16 protein-coding genes and 1 riboswitch are annotated in these 17,574 nt (G+C 70.3%); of the genes, 10 read left to right on the top strand and 6 right to left on the bottom strand.

Features of this window, described 5'->3' with window-relative positions:
• From metF to H4N64_RS23430, 4 genes are all read right to left on the bottom strand, one after another.
• Positions 1–924, bottom strand: coding sequence for a methylenetetrahydrofolate reductase [NAD(P)H] (metF, locus tag H4N64_RS23415; RefSeq protein WP_186284372.1), 924 nt, complete (start codon positions 922–924; stop codon positions 1–3).
• A 130-nt stretch (positions 925–1,054) separates the two neighbouring features.
• Positions 1,055–1,702: a thiamine phosphate synthase gene (thiE, locus tag H4N64_RS23420; RefSeq protein ID WP_186284373.1), complete on the bottom strand. Its 648-nt coding sequence runs from the start codon at positions 1,700–1,702 to the stop codon at positions 1,055–1,057.
• Between the two features lie 74 nt (positions 1,703–1,776).
• On the bottom strand, positions 1,777–2,142 hold the full coding sequence (locus tag H4N64_RS23425) for a helix-turn-helix domain-containing protein (RefSeq protein WP_186284374.1): 366 nt from the start codon (positions 2,140–2,142) through the stop codon (positions 1,777–1,779).
• A 57-nt stretch (positions 2,143–2,199) separates the two neighbouring features.
• Positions 2,200–3,363 (bottom strand): NAD(P)/FAD-dependent oxidoreductase, encoded by a 1,164-nt coding sequence (locus H4N64_RS23430; protein ID WP_260859927.1) that lies wholly within the window; start codon positions 3,361–3,363, stop codon positions 2,200–2,202.
• Positions 3,364–4,969: 1,606 nt separating this feature from the next.
• Here H4N64_RS23430 and H4N64_RS23435 point away from each other — a divergent pair.
• Positions 4,970–5,773 (top strand): NUDIX domain-containing protein, encoded by an 804-nt coding sequence (locus H4N64_RS23435; protein ID WP_186284376.1) that lies wholly within the window; start codon positions 4,970–4,972, stop codon positions 5,771–5,773.
• Here the strand turns inward: H4N64_RS23435 and H4N64_RS23440 are convergent.
• Positions 5,757–6,836, bottom strand: coding sequence for an XRE family transcriptional regulator (locus tag H4N64_RS23440; protein WP_336246789.1), 1,080 nt, complete (start codon positions 6,834–6,836; stop codon positions 5,757–5,759). The two genes, H4N64_RS23435 and H4N64_RS23440, sit on opposite strands and share 17 nt — an antisense overlap.
• A 412-nt stretch (positions 6,837–7,248) precedes the next feature.
• Here H4N64_RS23440 and H4N64_RS23445 point away from each other — a divergent pair, with 412 nt between their 5' ends.
• The 5 genes from H4N64_RS23445 (at position 7,249) to H4N64_RS23465 (ending at position 12,734) form a co-directional block, all read left to right on the top strand.
• Complete coding sequence (locus H4N64_RS23445) at positions 7,249–8,157, top strand: sigma-70 family RNA polymerase sigma factor (RefSeq protein WP_186284378.1); 909 nt, start codon at positions 7,249–7,251, stop codon at positions 8,155–8,157.
• Positions 8,154–8,675 (top strand): HNH endonuclease, encoded by a 522-nt coding sequence (locus tag H4N64_RS23450; protein ID WP_186284379.1) that lies wholly within the window; start codon positions 8,154–8,156, stop codon positions 8,673–8,675. The genes H4N64_RS23445 and H4N64_RS23450 overlap by 4 nt, the downstream gene beginning before the upstream one ends.
• Before the next feature lie 5 nt (positions 8,676–8,680).
• A complete protein-coding gene (locus tag H4N64_RS23455; RefSeq protein WP_260859928.1) occupies positions 8,681–10,351 on the top strand; it encodes an ATP-binding protein in 1,671 nt (556 codons plus the stop codon).
• 251 nt (positions 10,352–10,602) lie between these two features.
• Positions 10,603–10,842: a helix-turn-helix transcriptional regulator gene (locus H4N64_RS23460; RefSeq protein ID WP_186284381.1), complete on the top strand. Its 240-nt coding sequence runs from the start codon at positions 10,603–10,605 to the stop codon at positions 10,840–10,842.
• A gap of 626 nt (positions 10,843–11,468) precedes the next feature.
• Entirely contained in the window at positions 11,469–12,734 is a 1,266-nt protein-coding gene (locus H4N64_RS23465) for a tyrosine-type recombinase/integrase (protein ID WP_186284382.1), read from the top strand.
• Positions 12,735–12,826: 92 nt separating this feature from the next.
• Here H4N64_RS23465 and H4N64_RS23470 read toward each other — a convergent pair whose 3' ends face one another.
• Positions 12,827–13,177 carry an avidin-fold protein gene (locus H4N64_RS23470; RefSeq protein WP_186284383.1) on the bottom strand — a complete coding sequence of 117 codons (351 nt, stop codon included), beginning with the start codon at positions 13,175–13,177 and terminating at the stop codon, positions 12,827–12,829.
• 93 nt (positions 13,178–13,270) lie between these two features.
• Positions 13,271–13,382, top strand: a riboswitch (TPP riboswitch).
• Here H4N64_RS23470 and thiO point away from each other — a divergent pair.
• The 4 genes from thiO (at position 13,380) to pknB (ending at position 17,563) form a co-directional block, all read left to right on the top strand.
• Positions 13,380–14,537 (top strand): glycine oxidase ThiO, encoded by a 1,158-nt coding sequence (thiO, locus tag H4N64_RS23475; RefSeq protein ID WP_186284384.1) that lies wholly within the window; start codon positions 13,380–13,382, stop codon positions 14,535–14,537. It overlaps the preceding riboswitch by 3 nt.
• Positions 14,534–14,734: a sulfur carrier protein ThiS gene (gene thiS / locus H4N64_RS23480; protein ID WP_186284385.1), complete on the top strand. Its 201-nt coding sequence runs from the start codon at positions 14,534–14,536 to the stop codon at positions 14,732–14,734. The genes thiO and thiS overlap by 4 nt, the downstream gene beginning before the upstream one ends.
• Positions 14,735–14,737: 3 nt before the next feature.
• Positions 14,738–15,532: a thiazole synthase gene (locus H4N64_RS23485; protein ID WP_186284386.1), complete on the top strand. Its 795-nt coding sequence runs from the start codon at positions 14,738–14,740 to the stop codon at positions 15,530–15,532.
• Positions 15,533–15,628: 96 nt separating this feature from the next.
• Positions 15,629–17,563, top strand: coding sequence for a Stk1 family PASTA domain-containing Ser/Thr kinase (gene pknB / locus H4N64_RS23490; protein ID WP_186284387.1), 1,935 nt, complete (start codon positions 15,629–15,631; stop codon positions 17,561–17,563).
• Positions 17,564–17,574 lie beyond the last annotated feature (11 nt).

Genomic DNA, 17,574 nt, shown 5'->3' on the forward strand with positions numbered 1-17,574 from the left:
CTAGGCCCGCGATGGGTGGTGCAGGCCCAGGTTCTCGTAGATCTCCAGTGTCGCCGTGGAGTTGTTGAGCGTGATGAAGTGCAGACCCGGCACTCCCTCGGCCAGCAGCCGCGCGCAGAACTCCGTGGCGAATTCGATGCCAATGGAGCGTACAGCGGCCGGATCGTCTTTTGCTGTGAGGATCCGCTCTTTCAGAGCCGCCGGGAAGGCGGCGTTGGTGAGGGAGGGGATGCGCTCCAGCGTCTTCACGCTGGCGATCGGCATGATCTCGGGGATGATCGGGGTCGCACAGCCGGCCGCGTCGACCCGGTCACGCAGCCGCAGATAGTCCTCCGGATCGAAGAACATCTGGGTGATCGCGTAGTCCGCGCCGGCCCGGCACTTGTCGACGAAGTGCCGTACGTCCGTCTCCCACTCCGCGGAGCGCGGGTGCATCGCGGGGAAGGCCGCGACGCCCACGCAGAAGTCGCCGGACGTCTTGATCAGTTCGACGAGGTCGGCGGCGTAGGTCAGGCCCTGCGGGTGCGGCACCCAGTCGCCCATGGGGTCGCCGGGCGGGTCGCCGCGCAGCGCGAGCATGTTGCGGATCCCGGCGTCGGCGTACTGCCCGATGATGTTGCGCAGGTCGGCCACCGAGTGGTCGACCGCCGTGAGGTGGGCGATCGGGGTGAGCGTGGTGTCGGAGGCGATGGCCTCGGTCGCCTTGACCGTACCGGCACGGGTGGTGCCGCCCGCGCCGTAGGTCACGGAGACGAAGTCGGGCGCCACGGCCTCGACCCGGCGCAGCGCGTTCCACAGGTTCCGCTCGCCCTTCGGGGTCTTCGGGGCGTAGAACTCGAAGGAGTACGTCGTCTTGCCGGTCGCGAGCATCTCGCGCACGGTACGAGCGTGGTCCGACCTGGTGGATGCGGTGCCGAGGGCCATACCCGAAGGTTAGTCAGGGGGCGACGGTCCCCCCAACCAGATGGCTGGCATTTGCCCGAATTGTCGGGTTGTTGTCCAGTCCGTGGACAAACGGCGTCCGCTGACGGCCCGATACGGGCTTCGAGGGCCGTTACGCCTGCCGCAGCCGCTTCGTGAACTCCGCCGCCGCGGCCCCCGGGTCGTCCGCTTCCGTGATCGCCCGTACGACGACGACCCGGCGGGCGCCCGCGTCCAGCACCTCGTCGAGGTTGCCCAGGTCGATGCCGCCGATGGCGAACCAGGGGCGGTCGGTGCCGAGGGCGGCGGTGTGCCGGACCAGGTCCAGGCCGGGGGCATGCCGGCCGGGCTTGGTCGGGGTGGGCCAGCACGGGCCGGTGCAGAAGTAGTCCGCGCCCTCCTGGACGGCGGCAGCCTCGGCCTCGGAGTCCGCGTGCGTGGAGCGGCCGATGAGGACGTCGTCGCCGAGGATCGCCCGGGCGGCCGGGACCGGGAGGTCGCCCTGGCCGAGGTGCAGGACGTCGGCGCCCACGGCATGGGCGACGTCCGCGCGGTCGTTGACCGCGAGGAGCTTGCCGTGGCGCGCGCAGGCGTCGGCGAGGACCGCCAGGTGCTCCAGCTCCTCGGCGGCCTCCATGCCCTTGTCGCGCAGCTGCACGATGTCGACACCGCCCGCCAGGGCCGCGTCCAGGAACTCGGCGAGGTCGCCCTGGCGCTTGCGGGCGTCCGTGCAGAGGTACAACCGGGCGTCGGAGAGACGCTCGCGTGCGGTGGCGGGCATACGTGTTCCCCCGTGATCGGTGGTGTACGGGCCCCGGGCGCCCCGCGGCCCGTACACCGGGACTGTTGATCGGTTCAGACGGCGAGCGCCTGGGCGCGGCGCTTCACCTCCGTGCCGCGATTCTCGCTCAGGGCCTGCGCGGGGGTGCCGGGCAGGCTCTCGTCGGGGGTGAAGAGCCACTCCAGCATCTCTTCGTCGGTGAAGCCGTCGTCCCGCAGCAGCGTCAGGGTCCCGGACAGGCCCTTGACGACCTTGTCTCCGTCGATGAAGGCGGCGGGGACGTGCAGCGCGCGGTTCTCACCACGGCGTACGGCGATGAGCTGGCCCTCCTTGACCAGCTGCCGCACACGTGTCACCTCGACGCCGAGCTGTTCGGCGATGTCGGGGAGGGTGAGCCAGGCGGGGACGAGAGCATCGATCTTTGCGTCAATCTCGGTCACAGGACAAGCCTGCCATCCCGCACTGACATCAGGAAGCCAGGCCCGTCCGACCAGGGGCTATACCGTCGCCGCCTTCAGGGGCCGCGCCGGGTCCGTCAGCAGCGTCGGGTCCATCCGCGCCCCCGCCTCGATCAGCCGCCGCCCCTGCGCCAGGTCCCGGGGCCGGCCCACCGCCAGCAGGGCGATCAGGCGGCCCTCGCGGAGCCAGCAGACCGTCCAGGCGGGGCCGGTCGGGTCGCCGCGCCACAGGGTGGTGTCGGCCGAGGCGTGATGGCCGGCGTACTGGACGAAGCGGCCGAACTGCTCGGACCAGAAGTACGGGACCGGGTCGTAGACCACGGGGGCCTCGCCGATGATGTCGGCGGCGACCGTGCGCGGGCCCTGCAGGGCGTTGTCCCAGTGGTGGACGAGGAGTCGCTCGCCGTACCGGTCGGAGGGGAAGGAGGCGCAGTCGCCGACCGCCCAGACGTCGGGCGCGGAGGTGCGCAGATGGTCGTCGGCCACCACTTCGCCGTGCGCGCCGAGCTCGATGCCGGAGCCGGCCAGCCAGGCGGTGGCGGGACGGGCGCCGATGCCGACCACGACGGCGTCCGCGGGCAGCCGCGAGCCGTCGTCGAGGACGACCGCGCCGGGCTCGACGCGCGCCACGCGCGCGTGGGTGCGCAGTTCGGCCCCGCTGTCGGCGTACCAGGCGGTCATCGGCGCGGCCACCTCGGCGGGCAGCGCGCCCGCGAGCGGCCGGTCCGCGGCCTCGACGACCGTCACCGAGCAGCCCGCCTCGCGCGCGGCGGTGGCGAACTCGGCGCCGATCCAGCCCGCGCCGACGACCACGATGTCGTGCTGCCGGGCGAGCACGGGCCGCAGCCGCTCGGCGTCGTCCAGGGTGCGCAGCAGATGCACTCCGGGCACGCCCTCGGCGCCCGGCAGCCGGATCGGTTCGGCACCGGTGGCGAGGACCAGGACGTCGTACGGGACCGGGCCTTCGGCGGTGTCCAGCTCATGGTCGGCGGGGCGCACGCCCAGCACCTCGCGGCCGAGGTCGAGTTCGATGCCGAGCGCCTCGAAGTCCACGTCGAAGGCGGATCCCTCGGCCTTGCCGAGCAGGACGGCCTTGGACAGCGGGGGGCGGTCGTAGGGCTGGTGGGGCTCGGCGCCGATCACCCGCACCGTGCCCGTGAAGCCCTGTTCCCGCAGGGCGACCGCGGTCTGCACGCCGGCCATGCCCGCGCCGACCACCACCACCCGCCGCGACGTCGTCGTCTGCTCGCTCACCTGATCACCATAGACTCGTGACACGTCTCGCCTACCTGCACATGGGGTACCCAATGCCCCCGCAACCAGGGATGAAGCACTCGTCGTCTGTCGTTGTCTGTCGTCGCTGGCCGCCCTCGGACGGCCCACAGACGGCCCGGGCCAGGGCCCGATCTGCCGCTAGCGCTAGCGGCAGGGAGCGCTAACGTTAGCGACCCCGCTAGCGACCAAAGTCGCTCGTGACCAGCACGTTAGCGGTTAGCGAGCTATCTGGGCAGACCCCGGAATCGTGCCGTTCGGCGCTTCTGAGAGGGGCGCCGGCCGGATCGCTATCGGGCCTGGGAGGCTTGTCGCTTGTCGCTTGTCTTGTCGCTTGTCGGCTCGCAGGTCAGAGCCTGTTTCGACTCCCGCGCAGTGCGGCCCTACCTCCTCACGACAAGCGACAAGCGACAAGCGACAAGTGGGGGGTGCCAGCAGGCTGCCAGTGCGTCGGGGGAGGAAGAGCAGGAAGGAACGGCCTACGGCCGCACGTCCCTTGGCAGCTCGCTGCGCTCGCGCGGCGACCGCCGTGTGGGCGAAGGCCGTGAACGCCCCTCAGAGTGCCTGGCCCCCCTCGCGAGGGGTGGAAGACCCTTGGGATGGCGAACGGCCGCCAATGGCCTCACGGAGGCGCCGTGGGACGGCAGTTTCCGCCTCCGTACGCGCGCGTGCGCATTGGGACCCCTCCCCGGAAACCGTGGAAACTGAGAAACCCACAGGTCAGAGGCGGTTGCAGGGGGTCAACCGGCCTTGTCGATGCATCCGACGGCTGCAACCACCCTAAATCGGGCGGGATGACGGCCGAATGCAAGGCGCGTACAAGCAAGAGGAGCACCCCCCGCGGCGCCGTGGTGCTCCTCTTGCTTGTACGCGAGGACGGCAATCCAGGAGCGGGCGACGGACCTGCCCGCCCGCCTGGAATGCCGTCCGGGGGCCTTCCAAGGGGGGCGGCAGACGTGGGTGAGTGTCGCTGGGCCCTCCCGCTCTATGCGGCTCACCACGGCTCTTCAGAGGGGGACAGGCAACCGTGCGCACCGCGAGCCCTCACCTGAAGAGCCGTCCTTCACTCTCTTACTGGAGAGTTGAGGGGAAATAGCGTCCGCAGCGTCCGCCGGGCGGCGTCCACCCCTTCCGACCTGCACTGTTCCTGCGGACGCTAAACAAAATGTTTAGCGTCCGCTAGCGTCCGCAGCGTCCGGGCACGCTCTGTTACTAGTAGCGCGTTTCCGCAGGTCAGAGCGACTCTTAGATGGGGGCAGGTTGCGGACGCTGCGGACGCTGACTCATCCAGAACGCCGAAGAGACACCCCGCGCCGGGTGGTCTCTTGCGCGGCAACGAGCCCGCCGGAAGCGCGCGATGGCGCTTGGGAGCTCCGACGGCTGTCGCGCGCGAGCGCAGCGAGCTGCCAAAGGTCGCGCGGCCGTAGGCCGCTCCGTACTACGCCTTGAAGACTCTTGAAGGTGGCCCCCACAGGGGAGGACACCAACTGACTACGCTGGTGTGCACCAGCCAACGAATGGGGAGCGTGCTGCGGGAATGGCAGAAACCAAGACGGCTCGGGTGGAGCGCACGATCCGTGAGTGGGTCGGAGGGGGGAAGTTCTCGCCGGGCGACAAGATGCCGTCTGAGCGCACGCTGACGGAGGAACTCGACATCGGCCGCACCGCCCTGAGGCAGGTGCTAGCTCGACTCGTAGCGGAAGGCGTGCTGGAGGTGCACGGCCGGAGTTCGTACCGAGTGCCGGCGTCCTCCCCCACTCAGCGACGCATGGGCGCCAGCTCGGGAGAGCTGGAACCGTGGCAGATCTACGGCGAGCGGCCCGTGTATGACAACCGCTGGGTCCGGCTCGACCTGGTCGACGTCGAGCCCCCGGGCGTGAAGCGCTTTGAACACCACGTGGTGCGGCTACAGCACGTCGCAATCACGGCCGTGCTGGACGACCAAGACCGTGTGCTCATGCTGTGGCGCTACCGCTTCGTGCCGGACCAGTGGGGCTGGGAGCTCCCTGGCGGCATCGTCGACGCGGACGAAGATGCCCGCGCGTGTGCCGCGCGGGAGGTTGAGGAAGAGACAGGCTGGCGCCCTGCCAACCTTGACCACGTCGTCACCTATCAGCCCATGGTCGGGATGGTGGACTCGCCGCACGAGATCTTCGTAGCGCACAGTGCCGAGCACGTAGGCGAGCCGACGGACACGGAGGAAGCGGGCCGCGTCGAGTGGGTACCGCTCGCCGACATCCCCGACCTGATGGGGCGCGGTCAGCTCATGGGGTCCGGCACCCTCGTTGCCCTGCTGCACGTGCTCGCGAACAGGACGAACGCGTCTACAGCCTCTGCGTGAGTTGATCGATCCTACGGCGATGCCGCGCCGATCCGGTGCGGCTCGCCAGTAGGCGCGCAGTCCGCAGGTGTTCTTGCGCCTGGCCGTACTCGCCGCGCGCCAAGTGCGCTTGGGCAAGGTCGCACCTCAGCCCGGATTCGGCGCGCACGAACGTGGAATCGAGCGAGTCAAGCGCCTGGTAGAGGCTGCCCACCGCGTCGTCGTCCCCAAGCATCGCAAGGGCGTTGCCCCGCCAGCGAGCCAGGTGCGAGCCGTTCAGGAAGATGCTCAACATGTCTGGGTCCCTGGCGTCATCGCCGGGCGGGAGCACGGACGCGGCCATGTCCAGAGCCCGGCGGCAGTCGTCGGCCAGTTCGGGCCCGGCCTTGGCGCACAGCTCCGCTTCGGCCGCGTACAGCCACGCTTGAAGGCGGGGCGACACGTGGCCGTCTGCTGCCCTGCGAGCGTCGCGCACGAGCGCCACGGCCAGTTCCGGCCGCCCCGCCTCGCCGAGCACGTACGCCTGTTCCGCCATGGCGTGCGCAAGGTACATGGGCTCTCCGGCTTCCTGCGCCGCCCGCTTGCCCAACTCGTAGTTTCGCCAAGCCCGTTCGACGGCCCCCGCGTCCAGGGCCTGCCAGGCCGCGAGCGTCGCGGCGGCAGCCAGCGCCTGAGCAACCGGCCGGCGGGTGTCGGGGAGGACAGCGAACGTGAGCGCATCTTCGAGCCGGGCCAGATGGCCCGTCATCTGGTCGACGAGGGAAGCGGCCCCCATCTGCCTGTCCATCGTGCGGAACAACTCGGTTTGATCAGTGAAGGTCTTCACCATGCTGAGGCCGACGCTCCCGGCCGAATCGATTCGGCTGATCAGCTCGTCGTAGCCGCCTACCAGCGGCGGCCCGGCCGTCTGCATCTCCCCGAGCAACTCCCCATCAGTGAGCCCAAGAAGAGGCCGGAGGATCGCTGTGAACCGCGCTGAGATCTTGCGCCTGCCGTTCTCCCACTCAGAGACGTAGACGCGGAGGCTCGCGGTCGTCGGGACGTCAAGCGCGTGCTGGCGGGCGTATCGCTCGATCTCCCGCACGAGACGTTCCTGAGACCAACCGCGAGCATTTCGAGCTTCCCTCAGCCGTTCACTCACGCATACCGCCCCCAGTCGCTAGGCCGTTCGGACTTCACACCAGCATGCACCAAATCCCGCAGGTCGGAAGGGGTTAACACCAGTCTTAACACCCCGGCCATTAAGGCCTGTTGGCTACCGACACACCCCTTCTCGGGCGTTCCCTCGAAGCATGCAGCAACCGCGGACCTCACGGATTCTGCGCACACCCCCTTGCATCTGGTGCGCACCAGATGCCAATCTACTGGTGCGCACCAGATTGGAACGCAAGGCGGGCCATGACGCGCATACGTCGCCATGGCCCGACACAGCAAGGAGCGGCCACCTACCGCCAAGCAGTCAGCCGCTCCCCGACCCTCGAAGGGGCAAATCCATCATGCCTGGAACCAAGACGGAACGTAGGGCCGAGCAGACCGCGTCTCGGGGCAATGGCCCGGGGGGGCGGAAGCTGGAGCGGGGCGAGATCATCGCTCTCACGCCCAAGCAGTCGGAGCGGCTGGCTGAGCTGTACGCGGAGTTCGGCGGGGGCCGCCTGGAGCGATACGCGGCCCGCAAGCTGATGAACTACGGCATGGACCGTCTCCAGGCACGGGAGCTGGCCGACGACATCGCGCAGGACGTGTGGGTGGCCGTCGCCAGGGAGACCACCAAGCCGCTCATGGCAGCCGACGAACTGAGCGAAGACGACCGCCGGATCTTCCTGTTCGGCCGGGTCAAGACGGAGGTTCACCAGTACTTCCGCCGTGGGTCCACATCGGAGTTCCCGGTCGACTGGACCGACCCGGTGACCTGCAACACCCTGTGCCCGGTGCTGTCCAGTGGCTGTGCGCGTACGACGCTGCCCGCCTACCTCGACGCCATGGTGTCCAAGCTGCCGGAGCGGGAGCGGACGGCGCTGCTGCTGCGCCTGGAGGGCATGCCCATGCGGCGGGTGGCCGAACGCGTCGGGGTCAGCTACCCGACCGCCAACCGGCTCGTGGAAACGGCCCTGCTGCTGATCCAGATCGAGAACCCCGTGTTGTCGGCTGACCCGGTGCCGCTGGAGTCGCTGCCGCGGTGGGAGCGCGAGGAGCTGGCGCGCATGAGCGCGGCACAGCGTGCGGCCCTGCTGCGCATGGACGAGATCTCGCGTCGGGCCCTGCTGCTGCATGTGGGCCAGGACCTGAACATCACCGAGGTTGCCCGGCGGCTGGACGTCCCGCGCTACCAGGTGCTTCCGGTGCTGGGTGCGTGCGCGACTGCGCTGCGCTCGCTGACCGCCGATGACATGGAGCAGGCGGCATGAGGCGCGGCCACCCCCTCAACTCCGCGCGGCGGCGCGTGCGCAAAGAACAGCTCGCGCGCCGCCACGGGCAGCGCTGCGCGTACTGCCGTCGTCCGTTCACCGACCTGAAGGACGCCACCCTCGACCACATCGCCCCGCAGTCGCTGTGGCGTTCATGGTCGGTCACCTCACTCCTGCTGGCGTGCGCCGACTGCAACCAGACCAAGGCCGCCCGGCTCCCGCTCTCGCTCGCCCTGGTGTTGCTGGCATGGGCCGACCCGACTCAGCCGATCGTCCGCCGGGACGACTGGCCCCTGTTGGCCCGACTCGCCGCTGTTCACGAGTCGGCTCTGACCAGCGTGACGACCCCCGTCACACCCGCCGACACGGCCGACCCGACCGGCGAGCGGTCTACCCCCAACCTGCACGAATCGACCGGTCACGCTCCCTCGCGGTCGATCGTGCAGCCCGACTGCCTACGCGCGCCCCGACCGGTGCGCACGTGCGTAGGCCCGACCGGAGAGGCGGTGTCCGCGTGAGCACGATGAACGGCCGCGTGAACGGATCGACCCGGCCCGTGAACGCGATGAACACCACCGTGAACGAGTCGGCCGACTCCGTGAACACCCGCACGCACCGCAAGAGTCGACCCACGGTCGACCCGACCCGATCTGCCGGACGCCGACCCGACCACAGCGCCGACGACGGGGGCAAGAAGCCTCCCGCCGCTGCCCGGATCGTGGCCATGGCGCGCGAGCATTACCGGTTCGTGATGTCGCCCGACGGCCGCCCGTACGCGGTCGCCATCGAGGGTCCGAACATCGCGCTGCCGCTGCGGAACAAGGGCGGACTACGCCAGCGTCTTGCCCGGCAGTTCGCCGACGCCTACCCCGGCGAGGTGGCCTCACAGTCCGCACTCGCGGACGCCATGACCGTCCTGGAAGGCATCGCGGAAGACGACGACCCGGAACCTGTGCACCTGCGGGTGGGGCGTGACCCCGCCGGCGCAATCGTGATCGACCTCGGCAGCGCCGACGGCCGCGCGGTCGTGGTCACCGCGACCGGCTGGAACGTGGTCGATCGCGCTCCGGTGCTCTTCCGCCGCTCCGGAGCCATGGCCCCGATGCCCGCCCCCGTCCTGGACGGTGACGGACTGGCCAAGCTGCACGCGCTGCTGAACATGGACCAGCCGTCGTTCCACCAGCTCGTGGCGTGGCTCGTGGCGGCCTGGATCCCGGACATCCCGCACCCGGCGCTGGTCTGCAAGGGCGAGCAGGGCACGGGCAAGTCCAAGGCCGCGCAGATGTTCATCAACCTCATCGACCCCTCTCCGGCCGCCAAGCGCAGCCAGCCCCGCGACGAAAAGGCGTGGTCGCGGCAGGCGTTCAGCTCATGGGCGCTGTGCCTGGACAACGTCTCCACCATCCCGCCGTGGCTGTCGGACACCCTGTGCAAGGCCGTGACCGGTGACGGAGTCGTAGACCGCGCCCTGTACACCGATGACGACGTGGTGGTGCTCACCTTCAAGCGGGTGCTCGCCATGACCACCATCGACGCGGGAGCTCTCGCGGGCGACCTCGCCGAACGGGTCCTGTTGCTGGACTTGCAGCTCATCGACTCCGGACACCGCCGCTCCGAAGAGGAGTTGGACGCCACTTTTGAGGCGGTACGGCCTGCCGTGCTTGGGGCCCTATTCGACGTGCTGGCCTGCGTGCTCGCGGTGCTGCCCGGGGTGCGGCTGGAGTCGATGCCGCGCATGGCCGACTTCGCCCGCGTGCTGGCTGCCGTTGACCAGACGCAGGGTTGGAACACCCTTAGCGACTACCTCGCCACGTCGGAGAACGTCGCCAGTGACGCGCTGGAGGGCGACCTGTTCGCGATGGCCATCGCCCACCTGGTGGAGCAGGCGGGAACCTGGCAAGGCACCGCCGGGCAGCTATTGGAGGCGCTGCCCGCGCCGCCGGTCCGGCCGAAGAACTGGCCCGTGGATCCCACTCGCGCGGGCGGCCGGGTCAAGCGGCTCGCCCCGCTGCTGCGGTCCATCGGGATCATGGTGGACGACACGCAGCGTAGCCGTGACCGGACCCGGCACAAGCTACTCACGCTGACCCGCGCACCCGATGACGACGCATCAGCGCCCGCACCCGAACAAGCCTCTCTCTGGCCGGAGGTGGCCCCCACGGGGCACGGCAGAACCCCGCCTGAACAGCACTGACGTAGTCGGAAGGCCCGCCGGGCCGGGCCGCACACCAGCGGCCCGGACACGTCGAAGCTGCGGACGCTACAGCCGTCCAGCGTCCGCAGCGTCCGCACTAGCGTCCGCACACCTCACCCCCACTGACCTGCGATAACGCGGCCGTGCGGACGCTAGGAAGCTGCGGACGCTGAAATACACCAACTCTCTAGGACGGCAACCGGCACCACTCCCACACACCGCCCCGACGGACACGAGGAGTCACCAAAACCATGGCCACCGAAGAACCCACCGACCCGCGCGCCCTCCTGCGCGGCGGCCTCCCGGACCGCTACCTGACCCCCGAAGACCTGGTCACCATGTTCAGCCTCCCGAGCGTCGAGACCGTTTACCAGTGGCGCCGCAAGCGCATCGGCCCGCCCGGCTTCCGCGTCGGCCGCTACATCCGCTTCAACCCGGCCGCCGTGCAGGCGTGGGAGGCCGAACGCACCGCCCTGGACGATGCGGCCTGAGCGCGCGGCGCGCGGCAACTGCGCGGCACGAACCGCGCGCCGCGCGGCAGGGGAGGCAACACCCACCGGGCCGGGGAAGCGGGGAGAACTCCCCAAGCACCTCCCCGGCCCGCATCCCCCGCACTGAACAGCGCAAACCGTGCTTCGGGGAGGCGGGGAGGCACCGCCGGAAGCACTCCGAAAACCGCCCCGGGAAGCCCCTCGGAGCCCCCGTCCCTGCCTCCCCGCCGGGGGCCCAGCGAACACCGCGCGCGGCAGGGAGGAACGGCCCGCCGACTCAGGGAGGCAGGGAGAACTCCCTGCCTTTCTCCCTGGCCCACATCCCTCTACCTGATCAGCGCAAATGGCCCTTCAGGGAGGCAGGGAGGCACGCGCCAGCACCCCCCGAAAACCCCCTCCTGAAGGCACCCGATACCCCCTGTCTCAGCCTCCCTGAAGCACCGCCCGGCGCTGCTACCGGTAGCGGCCCCACCCGCTACCGGTAGCACCCCCGCTAACACCCCAAACCCCGAGTGATCAGGCCCCTAGCAAGTAGCGGGCCTGGCCCAGCACACCCCAAAACCGGCCGGACGGACGCCACCAGACCCCGCAGCGCCCCCTGCTACCGAGAAGGGAGGTCAGCCCACATGGCTGGCCACATCCAAGACCGCTGGTACAAGACCGAGACCGACGCCAACGGCAAGGCCGTCCGCGTCAAGGCCGACCGCCACGGGACCGGCCTGCGCTACCGGGCCCGCTACGTCAGCCCCGACGGCACCGAGAAGTCCAAGAGCTTCCCTGATGGACAGAAGCGCATCGCTGAGAAGTGGCTCTCGCAGATTGAAGCCGACATGACGCGCGGCCAGTACATCGACCCGCGCGCCAGCCGGACCACGTTCCAGCAGTACGCAGAACGCTGGATCGCAGCCCAGACCACGGACGTGGCAACCCGCACGACCATCGGGACGCGGCTACGCCTGCACGCCTTCCCGCACATCGGCTCCCGCCCGCTCGGCTCGTTCCATCCCGAGCACATCCGAGTGTGGTCCCACACTCTCGAATCGTCTAGGTTGGCCACGTCGTACCGACGGGCCATCTTCGGCAACGTCTCGTCCGTCTTCAGGGCCGCCGTGGATGATCGCCTCATTGCTCGGAACCCCTGCCGCGCCGGGTCGGTCAGGGCCCCCAAGGCCGCCGCTGGCCGCGTACGGCCGTGGAGTGTGGACCGTGTGTTCGCCATGCGTGCAGCGCTCCCGGAACGCTTCCGGGCAACCGTCGACGTCGGGGGAGGCTGCGGGTTGCGGCAGGGCGAGATCTTCGGCCTGCCGGTCGATGAGGTGGACTTCCTTACGGGTTGGCTGCACGTGGGTTACCAGGTGAAGCCGATCAACAAGAATCTGGTCTTCGCACCGCCGAAGGGCGGAAAGGTGCGTGACGCACCTCTCCCCCAGGAGGTCAGCACCGCCCTTGCTGCCCACATCAAGCGATTCCCGCCCGTGGATGTCACCCTGCCGTGGCGCACTCTGGACGGCCCCCTGGTGACGAAGAAACTGATCTTCACCAACGAGGACGGTTCGGCATTGCACCGGAACGCCTTCAACCTCAGCGTCTGGAAGCCTGCTCTCGTGGCCGCAGGGGTCATCCCTAAGCCTGAGCGGGGCAAGCGGGCCCAAGCGTCCCGCGAGGACGGCATGCACGCGCTGAGGCACTTCTACGCCTCCGTGCTGCTGGACGCGGGAGAGAGCATCAAGGCCCTGAGCCAGTACCTCGGGCACAGTGATCCGGGATTCACGCTGAAGGTCTACACGCACCTCATGCCGAGCAGCGAAAGCCGCACCCGGTCAGCCGTGGACGGCATGTACGAAGCGGCCGGGAAAGCTCACGACGGCCCAGAGACGGCCCAGGCGGCCTGAGCAACGCTGCTACCGGCGGCAAAACCGCTGGTAGCAGCACGTTCGGCGCAGCTCCGTCAATAGATCACCATAGACAACTGACAATTTGTCAGTCAGCCGTCGTGCCGCGTGACCTGCTCCACAACGCTGGTCCCGTTGCCCGGCTGGGACTCCCACTCCCAGGTCTCCTCCAGGCGCACCCGCCCGTCGGGCAGCTCCACGACCGTCGACACACAGTGCCCGGACGACGTGCTGCCGTCCCGCTTGAGCTGCACGTACCGGAAGTCCAGCCGGTCGCCCTCCCGGGTACCCACCAGATGTCCGCGTACGACATCGCCGCCCGCGTAGTCGGCCCAGATCTCGCCGTCCTTCTCGTGGTACGTGAAGCGGGTCCGCGTACCCACCTGACCTGGGGCCTGGTCGGCGACAGGGGCGAGGACGAGGCCGTCGAGCGAGACGGGCATGGGACAAGGCTCCCTTACAGAGGCGTGGAACCACGGGCTAGGGTGGCCAGCGTGCTGCATTTCCCGGGGGGCGACCCCCGGACCCCCAGCACAAAAAATACTCGCGGGAGCCCGGACGCACCGGGCTGAGAGGGAGGCTGGCGGCCTCCGACCGTACGAACCTGATCCGGGTCATGCCGGCGAAGGGAGGGGCTGGACGCCCATGTCGCCTACGCGTTCTTCAGACGTCCTCGTCCTCGGGGGCGGAATCATCGGCCTGGTCACGGCGTGGCGGGCCGCACAACGCGGGTTCGCCACGGCCGTGGTCGACCCCGAACCGGGCGGCGGCGCCGCCCAGGTGGCGGCCGGCATGCTGGCCGCCGTCACGGAACTGCACTACGGCGAGCAGACGCTGCTCGGCCTGAATCTGGCCTCGGCACGCCGCTACCCCGAGTTCGCGGCCGAGCTCACCGACCTCACCGGACAGGACCTCGGTTACCGGCAGTGCGGCACCCTCGCGGTCGCGCTGGACGCCGACGACCGGGCGCACCTGCGTGAACTGCACGCGCTGCAACGGGAGTCGGGGCTCGACTCCGAGTGGCTCTCCGGGCGGGACTGCCGGCGCCTCGAGCCGATGCTCGCGCCGAGCGTGCGCGGCGGGCTCCGGGTGGACGGCGACCACCAGATCGACCCGCGGCGCCTCGCACGGGCGCTGGTGACGGCCTGCGAGCGGGCGGGCGTGGTCTTCCACCGGGCGTGGGCGTCCGCGCTGTCCGTCGTCCAGGGGCGGGCCGCGGGGTGTGTGACCGACGACGGCACCGCCCTCGGCGCCGGGCAGGTGGTGCTCGCGGCCGGCAGCCTCAGCGGGCGGCTCGCGGGCGTCCCGGAGGACGTACTGCCGCCCGTACGGCCCGTGAAGGGACAGGTGCTGCGGCTGACCGTGCCGAAACGGCAGGCGCCGTTCCTGAGCCGGACCGTGCGTGCGGTGGTGCGCGGCAGCCAGGTCTACCTGGTGCCGCGGGAGAACGGCGAGCTGGTCGTCGGGGCCACCAGCGAGGAGCAGGGCTGGGACACGACGGTGACCGCGGGAGGCGTGTACGAGCTGCTGCGCGACGCGCACGAGCTGATGCCGGGCATCACCGAGCTGCCGCTCACGGAGACCCGCGCGGGGCTGCGCCCCGGGTCCCCCGACAACGCGCCGCTGCTGGGCCCGACCGAACTCGAAGGGCTGCTGCTGGCGACCGGGCACTACCGCAACGGCGTGCTGCTGACCCCGGTCACCGGTGACGCCCTCGCGCATGCCCTGGTCACCGGTGAACTCCCGGACATGGCCCGTCCGTTCAGCCCGAAGCGGTTCGCACTCACGGAGCAGCCCGTATGAACGTCTCGGTCAACGGCGAGCGTCGGCGGATCGAGCCGGGCACGGCTCTCGACACGCTCGTGAAGTCCCTCACCGCGGCGCCCTCCGGAGTGGCCGCCGCGCTCAACGAAACCGTCGTCCCGCGCGCGCAGTGGTCCTCGACGTCCCTCTCCGAGGGGGACCGGGTCGAGGTCCTCACCGCCGTCCAAGGAGGCTGACCCATGGCCGACGATCCCTTTGTCCTCGGCGGTACGTCCTTCTCGTCCCGGCTGATCATGGGGACGGGCGGTGCGCCCTCCCTGGAGGTGCTGGAGCGGGCGCTGGTCGCGTCCGGGACGGAGCTGACGACGGTCGCGATGCGGCGGGTGGACGCCTCGGTGCACGGCTCGGTGCTGTCGGTGCTGGAGAAGCTGGGCATCCGGGTGCTGCCGAACACGGCGGGGTGCTTCACGGCGGGGGAAGCAGTGCTGACGGCCCGCCTCGCGCGCGAGGCGCTCGGCACGGATCTGATCAAGCTGGAGGTCATCGCCGACGAGCGGACGCTGCTGCCGGATCCGATCGAGCTGCTGGACGCGGCGGAGACGCTGGTGGACGACGGCTTCACAGTGCTGCCGTACACGAACGACGACCCGGTGCTGGCCCGCAGGCTGGAGGACGTCGGGTGCGCGGCGATCATGCCGCTGGGCTCTCCGATCGGCTCCGGGCTCGGGATCCGCAACCCGCACAACTTCCAGCTGATCGTGGAGCACGCGCGTGTGCCGGTGATCCTGGACGCCGGGGCCGGTACGGCCTCGGACGCGGCGCTGGCGATGGAGCTGGGGTGCGCGGGTGTGATGCTCGCCTCGGCGGTGACGCGGGCGAAGGAGCCGGTGCTCATGGCCGACGCGATGCGCCACGCGGTGGACGCGGGCCGGCTGGCGTACCGGGCGGGCCGGATCCCTCGGAGGCACTTCGCGGAGGCGTCTTCTCCGGTGGACGGGATGGCCGTGCTGGATCCGGAGCGTCCAGCCTTCTGAACGACCGCGTGGGTTGCGTCACAGGTCGGCTTCAGTACCGCCCCGAACTCGGGCTGAGCGGCGGTCGTGTCAGTCGCTGCTCGTACACTCGCCTGCGTGGATACGACCCTTCAGGACCCGCTGGTCGGGCAGGTGCTCGACGGCCGTTATCGCGTCGAGGCGCGGATCGCCGTCGGTGGGATGGCCACGGTTTATCGGGCAGTGGACACCCGGCTCGACCGTGTGCTCGCGCTGAAGGTGATGCACCCGGGACTCGCGGCCGACCGGACCTTCGTGGAGCGGTTCATCCGGGAGGCCAAGTCCGTCGCCCGGCTCGCGCACCCCAACGTCGTGCAGGTCTTCGATCAGGGGACCGACGGGGCGTACGTCTATCTCGCCATGGAGTACGTCGCCGGCTGCACCCTGCGTGACGTGCTGCGCGACCGCGGGGCGCTCCAGCCCCGTGCCGCCCTGGACATCCTGGAGCCGGTGCTGGCCGCGCTCGGCGCCGCGCACCGCGCCGGGTTCGTGCACCGGGACATGAAGCCGGAGAACGTGCTCATAGGGGACGACGGGCGGGTCAAGGTCGCCGACTTCGGGCTCGTGCGCTCCGTGGACTCCGTCACCAGCACCACCGGTGCCGTCCTCGGCACCGTCTCCTACCTCGCGCCCGAGCAGATCGAACAGCCGGGCGCCGCCGACGCCCGCGTCGACGTATACGCGTGTGGTGTCGTCCTGTACGAGATGCTCACCGGCGACAAGCCGCACGACGGGGACGCCCCCGCGATCGTGCTCTACAAGCATCTGCACGAGGACGTCCCGCCGCCCTCGGCCGCCGTGCCGGGGCTGGCGTACGAGCTGGACGCCCTGGTCGCCTCGGCCACCGCGCGCACCCCCGACGTCCGTCCGCACGACGCGGTCGCCCTGCTCGCCGAGGCCCGCGACACCCGGGCCGCGCTCACCGCGGACCAGCTGGACGCGATGCCCCCGCAGGCGCTCTCCGCCGAGCACGACAGCGCCGAGGACCGCACGAGCGTGATCCCGCGTTCGCTGACGGTCCCACGCCCCCTGCCGGTCGACGAGGACGAGGACGACCAGGCCCGCTTCCACCGCACGAGCCGCTTCGAGACCCCGCCACCGCCACCGCCCACAAGACGCCGGGTGCCCGGGCGCGGTCCCCTCGCCCTCGTCGTCGCCGTTCTGCTCGTCCTCGGCGTCGGCGCCGGCGTCTGGTACATCAACTCCGGCCAGTTCACCCGCGTCCCCGCACTGCTGACCCAGACCGAGGCGAAGGCCGAGGACCGTCTTGAGGATGCCGGTCTTGAGGTCGGCAAGGTCGAGCGCGCCTTCAGCGACACCGTCAAGCGCGGCCAGGTCATCAGCACCGACCCGGCCGTCGGCAGCCGCATCCGGCACAACGACTCGGTGAACCTGGTGATCTCCAAGGGCCCGGAGGTCGTGAAGGTCCCCGACCTGGAGGGCTACCGCCTGGACAAGGCGAAGGAGCTGATCAAGGAGGCGGGCCTGGAGCCGGGCATGGTGACCCGGGAGTTCAGCGACTCCGTGGCCAGGGGCTCCGTGATGTCCACGAACCCCACGGCCGGCACCGAGCGCCGCTCGGGCTCCGCCGTCGCGCTGATCGTCAGCAAGGGCCGCCCGGTCGACGTCCCGGACGTCACCGGTGAGAGCCTGGAGGACGCCAGGGCCGAGCTGGCGGAGGCGGGCCTGAAGGTGCGGGTCGCCTCGGAGGAGGTCACCTCGTCCGAGGTCGACAAGGGCGGGGTCGCCCAGCAGACCCCGGAGGCCGACACCCAGGCCGTCGTGGGCGACACGGTGACGCTGACGCTGTCCAAGGGCCCGGAGATGGTCGAGGTCCCGGACGTGGTCGGCGACAACGTCGACGACGCCAAGGCCGAGCTGGAGGCCGCGGGCTTCGAGGTCGACGAGGACCGCGGGCTGCTGGGGCTGTTCGGCGACACGGTCAAGAGCCAGTCCGTGGAGGGCGGCGACACCGCGCCCAAGGGCTCGACGATCACCATCGAGATCCGCTGACGGGACGCACG

It is taken from the genome of Streptomyces cupreus, from assembly GCF_014257025.1.
Lineage (GTDB): Bacteria > Actinomycetota > Actinomycetes > Streptomycetales > Streptomycetaceae > Streptomyces > Streptomyces cupreus.